Origin of the sequence: Streptomyces europaeiscabiei (assembly GCF_001550375.1) — a bacterium.
GTDB classification, from domain to species: domain Bacteria; phylum Actinomycetota; class Actinomycetes; order Streptomycetales; family Streptomycetaceae; genus Streptomyces; species Streptomyces europaeiscabiei.
On record NZ_LRTR01000199.1, the window covers coordinates 1 to 8257 of the forward strand.

Annotated in this window: 6 protein-coding genes; all 6 read right to left on the reverse strand. The window is 71.9% G+C overall.

Annotation, left to right across the window (positions count from 1 at the left end; genetic code table 11):
- Positions 1-138: 138 nt before the first annotated feature.
- Entirely contained in the window at positions 139-1023 is an 885-nt protein-coding gene (gene sucD, locus AWZ10_RS09740) for a succinate--CoA ligase subunit alpha (protein ID WP_046708025.1), read from the reverse strand.
- A gap of 21 nt (positions 1024-1044) precedes the next feature.
- The gene (gene sucC / locus AWZ10_RS09745; RefSeq protein WP_046708024.1) at positions 1045-2223 is read right to left on the reverse strand and encodes an ADP-forming succinate--CoA ligase subunit beta; all 1179 of its coding nucleotides are present in this window, start codon (positions 2221-2223) and stop codon (positions 1045-1047) included.
- A 427-nt stretch (positions 2224-2650) separates the two neighbouring features.
- Positions 2651-2827 carry a hypothetical protein gene (locus AWZ10_RS51445; RefSeq protein ID WP_159058239.1) on the reverse strand — a complete coding sequence of 59 codons (177 nt, stop codon included), beginning with the start codon at positions 2825-2827 and terminating at the stop codon, positions 2651-2653.
- Positions 2828-3116: 289 nt separating this feature from the next.
- On the reverse strand, positions 3117-4298 hold the full coding sequence (locus tag AWZ10_RS09750) for a hypothetical protein (protein WP_079104335.1): 1182 nt from the start codon (positions 4296-4298) through the stop codon (positions 3117-3119).
- Between the two features lie 275 nt (positions 4299-4573).
- A complete protein-coding gene (locus tag AWZ10_RS09755; RefSeq protein WP_060890878.1) occupies positions 4574-5752 on the reverse strand; it encodes a VWA domain-containing protein in 1179 nt (392 codons plus the stop codon).
- 151 nt (positions 5753-5903) lie between these two features.
- A partial coding sequence (locus AWZ10_RS09760; RefSeq protein ID WP_060890879.1) for a DUF5682 family protein occupies positions 5904-8257 on the reverse strand: 2354 nt, incomplete at its 5' end.

The window sequence follows — 8257 nt, forward strand, 5'->3', positions numbered from 1 at the left end:
CGAGCACCGGTGGGCGCCACCCGCCCGGAGGCCGCCCGCCGGGTGCCGCGCTGGCCGAGCCGCGCCTCGGAAACGCCAGCGGGCCCGTACCCCGGGCAAGGGGGACGGGCCCGCAAAAGGCTCAAGCCGAGCTGAAGATCAGCCGCCGAGGATCTCGCGCGCGAGCTTCGCCGTCTCGGTGGGCGTCTTGCCCACCTTGACGCCGGCGGCCTCAAGGGCCTCCTTCTTGGCGGCGGCCGTACCGGAGGACCCGGAGACGATGGCGCCGGCGTGGCCCATCGTCTTGCCCTCGGGCGCGGTGAAGCCGGCGACATAACCGACGACCGGCTTCTTCACGTTCGCCTTGATGAAGTCGGCGGCCCGCTCCTCCGCGTCGCCACCGATCTCACCGATCATCACGATGAGGTCGGTGTCGGGGTCGGCCTCGAACGCGGCGAGCGCGTCGATGTGCGTCGTACCGATGACCGGGTCGCCACCGATGCCGACGGCCGACGAGAAGCCGATGTCACGGAGCTCGTACATCATCTGGTACGTCAGCGTGCCGGACTTCGAGACGAGACCGATGCGGCCCGGCTTGGTGATGTCACCGGGGATGATGCCGGCGTTCGACTGGCCGGGGGTGATCAGACCCGGGCAGTTCGGGCCGATGATCCGGGTCTTGTTGCCCTTGGACACGGCGTACGCGTAGAACGCGGCCGAGTCGTGGACCGCGATGCCCTCGGTGATGACGACCGCGAGGGGGATCTCGGCGTCGATGGCCTCGACGACGGCGGACTTGGCGAAGGCCGGCGGCACGAAGAGGACGGACACGTTGGCGCCCGTCTTCTCGATCGCCTCGGCGACGGTGCCGAAGACCGGGATCTCGGTGCCGTCGACGTCGACGGAGGTGCCCGCCTTGCGCGGGTTCACGCCACCGACGATGTTGGAGCCGTCCGCCAGCATGAGCTTGGTGTGCTTCATGCCCGTGGCACCGGTCATGCCCTGGACGATGATCTTGCTGTCCTTGTTCAGGAAGATAGCCATGGCTGTTCTGTCCCTCTTCCCTTACTTCGCAGCCGCGAGCTCGGCGGCCTTGTCGGCCGCGCCGTCCATGGTGTCCACGCGCTGCACCAGCGGGTGGTTGGCGTCGGAGAGGATCTTGCGACCCAGCTCGGCGTTGTTGCCGTCGAGGCGGACAACGAGGGGCTTGGTGACTTCCTCGCCCTTGTCCGCGAGCAGCTGCAGCGCCTGCACGATGCCGTTGGCGACCTCGTCACAGGCGGTGATGCCACCGAAGACGTTGACGAACACGGACTTGACGTCCGGGTCGCCGAGGATGATCTCCAGGCCGTTCGCCATGACGGCGGCGGAGGCGCCACCGCCGATGTCGAGGAAGTTGGCGGGCTTGACGCCGCCATGGTTCTCACCGGCGTACGCGACGACGTCCAGGGTGCTCATGACGAGACCCGCGCCGTTGCCGATGATGCCGACCTCACCGTCGAGCTTGACGTAGTTGAGGTTCTTCTCCTTGGCCGCGGCCTCGAGGGGGTTCGCGGCCGCGTGGTCGACGAGCTCCTCGTGGTCGGGGTGGCGGAAGTCCGCGTTCTCGTCCAGGGAGACCTTGCCGTCGAGGGCGATGACCTCGCCGGAGGCGACCTTCGCCAGCGGGTTGACCTCGACGAGGAGGGCGTCCTCCTCGATGAAGGTCTTCCACAGCGTCACCAGGACGTTGACGATCTTGTCGGCGACCTCGGCCGGGAAGTTCGCGGCCTCGACGATCTCGCGGGCCTTCTCGGGGGTCACACCCTCGTTGGCGTCGATCGGCGTCTTGGCGACGGCCTCGGGGCGGGTGGCCGCCACCTCCTCGATCTCCATGCCGCCCTCGACGGAGGCGATGGAGAGGAAGGTGCGGTTGGTGCGGTCGAGGAGGTACGAGACGTAGTACTCCTCGATGATCTCGGGCGCGGTCTCGGCGATCATCACCTTGTGGACCGTGTGGCCCTTGATGTCCATGCCGAGGATGTCCGTCGCACGCGCGACGGCCTCGTCCGGGGTGGCGGCGAGCTTCACGCCACCGGCCTTGCCACGGCCGCCGACCTTCACCTGGGCCTTGACCACGGACTTGCCACCGAGACGCTCAGTGGCTGCGCGAGCCGCCTCAGGCGTGTCGATGACTTCACCGGCCAGCACCGGTACATCGTGCTTGGCGAAGAGGTCCCTCGCCTGGTACTCGAACAGGTCCACGCGCGTCCGTCCCTATCAGTGAGCTAGCGGTTCGTTGGATGCGTGGGCGTGCCGCGAAGGGCAACGTGACGTCCGCCGTGAGTCACAAGGGAGGCGCACACGGTGTCCGAGCGCGCGGCATGTCCGTCTCGCAGGTTATCGCTGCTTCCGGGAGGCCCCTAAATCGCGGGTCACACCTGAGCGGTGATACCTGTCACATGATGCCGCGCTCACTGGCACCGCGTGCCGCGTGTGCGGGACCTCACCGGACGGGGGTACGTCCGGTGAGGTCCCTACGAGGCCCTTCACTGCCTGCGAAGGGCCCCTGACGGGTGATCTCCTCCCCAAAGGGAGAGCACCCGTCACCGCCCCCGGCTCCCGTCCGGACCGGCCGATGGCTTTCGGCTGTCCGGGGTTCGGCCGGTGGGTCGGTTGTCCATGACCACCCCTACGGGTTCGAACTCAGAGGACACCTGGGACACGGCCGGGCGTCGACGCCGGTCATCACGGGCGCGGCCTTCACGGGCGCGGCCTTCACGGGCGCGGCCTTCACGAGCGCGGCCTTCACGAGCGCGGCCTTCACGGGCACGGCCTTCACGAGGGAGCGGTGGATGTTCTTCTTCATGCGTGCGGTTCCTTCTGGAATGCGAGTCGTGGGGTGCCGGATGGGGGACCCGGATGGCCGGGAAACCGGATGGCGGGGGAGCTCACGACCGGTGACGCCGCTTTTCGTGGGTGGCCGGGAGTCCTACCGCGCCACCGTTCCGACGAGGTCCTGCTTCCGACGGCTCGGGTGGCTGGTGTCCGGACTTCCGGAAGCCGGGCCTCCGGGAGAGGGAGGGGCAGCGGGACGGCGGGCAAACCTGGTCCGGCCCCGCCGTGCAGGTACGGCGAGGGAAGAAGGCCGGCCGGCCCTAGCCGGGGAACTCCGGGATGTCCCCGTGCCGGTCCCGGGTCCCGTTCGCGACGTCGGCCGCGGGGGCGCCGGGCACGAGGCTCAGCGGCGCCCGGTCGGGAGAGGCGGCAGCCTGCGGCTCGGCGTGCCGAGGCCCGCCGTTGTCGACGGTGGAGTGCAGGCCGAGGGCACTCGTGGGAAGACCGTCGGGGCTGTGCTGCGCGGGCACCCGCACGACGGGCGCGTCCCCGGCACCGGCGTCCCGGTGAAGAGCCGATACGGCCACCGCACCGCCGACGGCGGCATCCGGCCCGTACACGACGGAGGCCGGACCGGAAGCCCGCTCACGGCCACTCCCACTGTCGCCGTCCACGGTCGAGCCCGGCCTTTCGGCCCCCTCCCGCCCCGGCTCCTGCGGCGTCACAACCACGGGCAGCGACTCCACCGGCAACGTGGTCCACGCGGGCAGTTCCGGCACCTCAGGAAGCCCCGGCATCCCGGGCAGCGACGGCACCCCGGTCACCGGCGGAAGCTGCGACCGCACCCCGGCCAGTCCCTCGGTGACCGACTCCACGAGATCACCCACCGGCACCACGACATGCTCGATGACAGGCCGCAACACCGACTCGGCCAGGGGCCGTAAGACGTCCTCGGCCACCGGCCGTGACAGCGACACCGGATCGATGACCGGCCGCACGACATCTTCGACACCCGGCCGCACGACAATCCCGGCACCCGGCTGTACCGCCCCCTCCGTCACCGGCCGCGACACCGGATCGGCCACCGACTGCACGACGTCCTCGGCCACCGGCCGTGACAGCGACACCGGATCGGCCACCCGCTCTACGACGTCCTCGGTCACCGATCGGGCAACGCGGTCGGTGACCGGCCGTACGACCCGTTCTGTGACCGGCCGGCCCATGTGCCGCTGGACCGTGTGCCGCGCGACGGCAGGTTCGTCGGTCGTCTGCGGCGCGTGGGCGGCCGTTCCGGTGACTTCGGTGGCGGCAGCGGTGACGGCAGCCGGGAGGGGAGGTGAAGTCGGCGTTCCCTCCGTCGCGCTCGCCCGCGCCCCGCAGAGAACGCCCAGCACGAACAGCCCGCCCACCAACAGCGCCACCCGCACCGGACAGCGCCCGGCGGTCCCGCGCACCATGCGCAGGACGGCGTCGGCACCGGGAAGCGCGGCTGTTGAAGTCAAGACGGGGAGGACCCTCCCGTGCGACGGAACGGCGGAGTACGAGGCGAAGATGCGCGAGATGCGAACACCCGTGTGAAGGCTGTGAAGTGTTGCCGATCCTCGCACGGGACTCCCGCCGTCGCGCAAGCCCCCTGTCACCGACGCATGGTCATGTCCTCTTTTCCACCGCCCGTGTCCGGATACCGACTGCCGCCACGGTCACGGCCACCGTCACCTGTTTCCCGTCCCGAGCCGCCTGAGCCGCACGCCCCGGCGCGGTCGAGCCGCCCGCCTGTTCACGCACTGTCCGGTATCGGCAACGGCCGCTTCTCGATCGCCGCCGCCATCACCTCCGGGAAGAGGTCGGGCGTGCAGGCGAACGCCGGTGCGCCGAGCGCCGCGAGGGCCGCCGCGTGCTCGCGGTCGTATGCCGGCGTCCCTTCGTCGGAGAGCGCGAGCAGCGTCACGAACTGCACCCCCGACGCCTTCATCGCCGCCACCCGCTTCAGCATCTCGTCACGTATCCCGCCCTCGTAGAGGTCACTGATCAGCACGACCACGGTGTCCGCGGGCCGGGTGATCTGCGACTGGCAGTACGCGAGGGCCCTGTTGATGTCCGTGCCGCCGCCGAGCTGGGTGCCGAAGAGGACGTCGACCGGGTCGTCGAGCTGGTCCGTGAGGTCGACGACCGCCGTGTCGAAGACGACGAGCCTGGTGCTGATGGACCGCATGGACGCCAGCACCGCCCCGAACACGGACGCGTAGACGACGGACGCCGCCATCGAGCCCGACTGGTCGATGCAGAGGACGACCTCCTTCTTCACCGACTGCGAGGCCCGCCCGTACCCGATGAGCCGCTCGGGCACGACCGTCCGGTACTCCGGCAGGTAGTTCTTGAGGTTGGCCGCGATCGTGCGGTTCCAGTCGATGTCGTGGTGGCGCGGCCGGTTGACGCGGGCGCTGCGGTCGAGGGCGCCGGTGAGGGTGGCCCGGGTGCGGGTCGCGAGCCGCTTCTCCAGGTCCTCGACGACCTTCCGTACGACGGCCCGCGCGGTCTCCTTCGTCGTCTCCGGCATGGCCTTGTTGAGGGAGAGGAGGGTGCCGACGAGGTGGACGTCCGCCTCCACCGCCTCCAGCATCTCCGGCTCCAGCAGCAGCGCGGACAGCCCGAGCCGGTCGATGGCGTCCCGCTGCATGACCTGGACCACGGAGGAGGGGAAGTACCTCCGGATGTCCCCCAGCCACCGCGCCACGGACGGCGCCGACGCTCCGAGCCCCGCCGAACGGTCCTGCCCCGTACGCGACTTGTCCCCCTTCCCGTACAACGCGGTCAGCGCCTGGTCCATCGCCGCGTCCCGCCCGCCGAGCGCACGCCCGGTACCGTCCGCCGATTCCCCGCCGAGCACGAGCCGCCAGCGCCGCAACCGCTCGTCGGCCGCGTTCCCGTCCGTGTCCACATCTGCCCCTGTCGTCATCCGCGCACCCCCGCACGGGGCCGGGCCCAGAGAGGCATGACCGCCACGGTCGTCGGGCGCTCACCCGACCGCGGCCCGTTTCCGTGACCGTGCACGCCCCTCGCGCCCATCGCTTCGGCGGCCCGCCTCGGCTCGCGCAGCCCGTCGGTCGTCATCCCGCCACCCCCACAAGGTCGTTGTCGTCTGCGGCCGTCCGGCCGTCGCCGTCCAGGCCCAGCAGCAGCCGCACCACCGGCAGCACCGCGTCCGCGCGGTCGCTGTCGAGGTCGTCGGCGAAGCCGGGTACGCCGACTCCGCCGGCCGCCGTGCTCCCTCGTTGGCCCGGCCCGCGCCGCACCTGTTCGCCGAGTGTCCGGCGCACCCCCGGCTCGTACGCCGAGAACGTCCGCCGCAGCAACGGCAGGACGTCCGTGAACGCGTCCCCGGACACCCCGGTGAGCCAGGCGTCCACCAGGCCGAGGAGCCGTTCGTCGTGCACGAGCAGCATCCCGCCGCCGGAGCCGCCGCCGACGAAGCCCTCGATCCACGCCGCCGCGTCCGCCGGCGCCGTCCCCGGCGACAGCACGAGCCCCATGAGTCGCGCCGCTTCGTCCTGCGCCAGCTCCCCGTCGTCCAGCAGGAGTCGTACGGCTCGCCCCCGGATCACACCCGGCACGGTGTCCCGCCCGGAGAGGATGTGGAGCACCGAGTGCCAACGGCCCCGTATTCCGCCGCCGTCCCGCGCCGTGGGTTCCCCCGCGACAGCGTCGCCGAGCAGGCCCACCGCCTCGTGCACGGCGTCGACATGGCGGCGCATCTCCTGTGCCGCCTCCGCGTCGAGCGCGGCGCACGCGGGCGGCAGCCCGACGAAGACCCGTTCGGCGAGTCCGGCGGCGACCTCGGCCAGTGCTCGGGTGTCGGTGGCGCGGACGTCGCCGTAGCGGAGGGAGCGGACCAGGGCCGGGAGCGCCTGGGCGAGGTGGCCGACGTCGGCGTCGAGGGCGGCGCGGTCGGCGAGCACGCGCATCACCACGGGCAGGGCGTCGGGGAGTGCGGCGAGGAGGCAGCGCTCGGCGAGGCCGGTGGTCTCGGCGAGCGACCCGGCCGTGACGGCGTCCGCCTCGGCCTTGGCGGTCGCCGCGGAGAGCACGGTCGTTCCCCAGACCCCGGCCTCGGCGACCCGCACCGACAGCTCCGGCTCCCAGCGCAGCCGCCAGGTCTCCCGGAACGTGCCCGTGCTGCCGCGTGAGGTCGTCGGCTCGCCCCACTCGACGCCGAGCAGCCGCAGCCGGTGCAGCAGACGGCTGCGCTCCGCGTCGTTCTCCTTGCGCAGGTCGAGCTCCGACTCCCGCTCCAACGCCTCCGGCTTGAGCCGCAGCCGCCGCTGGAGCCGTGTGAGGTCCCGCTGCAACGGCACCGCCGGCGCCGACTCCGGCACCTCTCCCAGGACATCGCCGACCACCAGCCGGTCCTGCACCAGTGACAGCGGTACGTCCGATCCGTCGCACATCACCGCGCGTACCGCGTCGGTGGTCTCGGTGAGTCCCGGCAGTGGGCGCCCGCGCATCGCGGCGAGCGTGTCGGCGAGCCGTACCGCCTCGATGACGTGTGCGGCGGAGACGATCCGGTCCTCCTCGCGCAGCAGCCCCGCCACCTTGGTCAGCCAGCGCTCCACGGGACGGTCGGGCGCGCCGAACAGATGTCCGTACCAGCCGGGCGAGTCGATGCCCGCCCCGTAGCCGCTGCCCCGGGCCAGTCTCCGGTTCGTCCACGGCACCCAGGTCATGTCGGCTCGGACCTTGGACAGCCCCTTCAGCAACGCCCGGTCGGCGGCCACGGTCCGCTTCTCCCGCAGCGCCGGCACATGCCAGGCCCCGCACACGACGGCCACGCCGTCGTCCCCGAACTCCTTCTGCGCGGCCCGCACCTGCAACCGCATGTAGGCCTCGCGCACCGGATCCCGGTCGCGCCCCCCGGTCCCGTACACCTCCCGCAGCGCCCCCATGGCCTCCTCCAGCACGGTGAACGGGGCGAACACGTCCCCGCCCGTCCCCCGGTGCTCGACCACGTCCTCCCACCACCGCTCGGCATCGTCATACCCGGCGGCTTCGGCGAGCGCGGCGAGCGGATCACCCCGGAGAGCCTCGTCCGCCCCGCCCTCGGCCGGGATCGCGTCCTCTCCTGATGCCGTCTCCTCGCCCGGTGCCGTTTCCTCGGTCGCCTCGTCCGGCCGTGAGGTCGGACCACCCGGCTCGGCGGCGGCAGCCTCCTCCCTCCCCCAGGCCAGCGTGTGGCTGGCCGGCAGGTCGATGAAGCGGGCCGGGACCCCGTGGGCCAGGGCCCATCGGATGGCCACCCACTCCGGGGAGAACTCGGCGAAGGGCCAGAAGGAGGAGCGGCCGGGCTCGTCGACGGCGTGGGCGAGGAGGGCGACCGGGGGCCGCATGTCCTCGTCGGCGGCGAGCGGGACGAGCGCGTCCGCCTCCGGTGGCCCCTCGATCAGCACGACCCGGGGCCGGGCCGCGT

Bases quoted from the DNA above. Each gene is read 5' to 3' on its own strand.
- sucD (WP_046708025.1), bottom strand. From the start codon at position 1,023: ATGGCTATCTTCCTGAACAAGGACAGCAAGATCATCGTCCAGGGCATG.
- AWZ10_RS51445 (WP_159058239.1), bottom strand. From the start codon at position 2,827: ATGAAGAAGAACATCCACCGCTCCCTCGTGAAGGCCGTGCCCGTGAAG.
- AWZ10_RS09755 (WP_060890878.1), bottom strand. From the start codon at position 5,752: ATGACGACAGGGGCAGATGTGGACACGGACGGGAACGCGGCCGACGAG.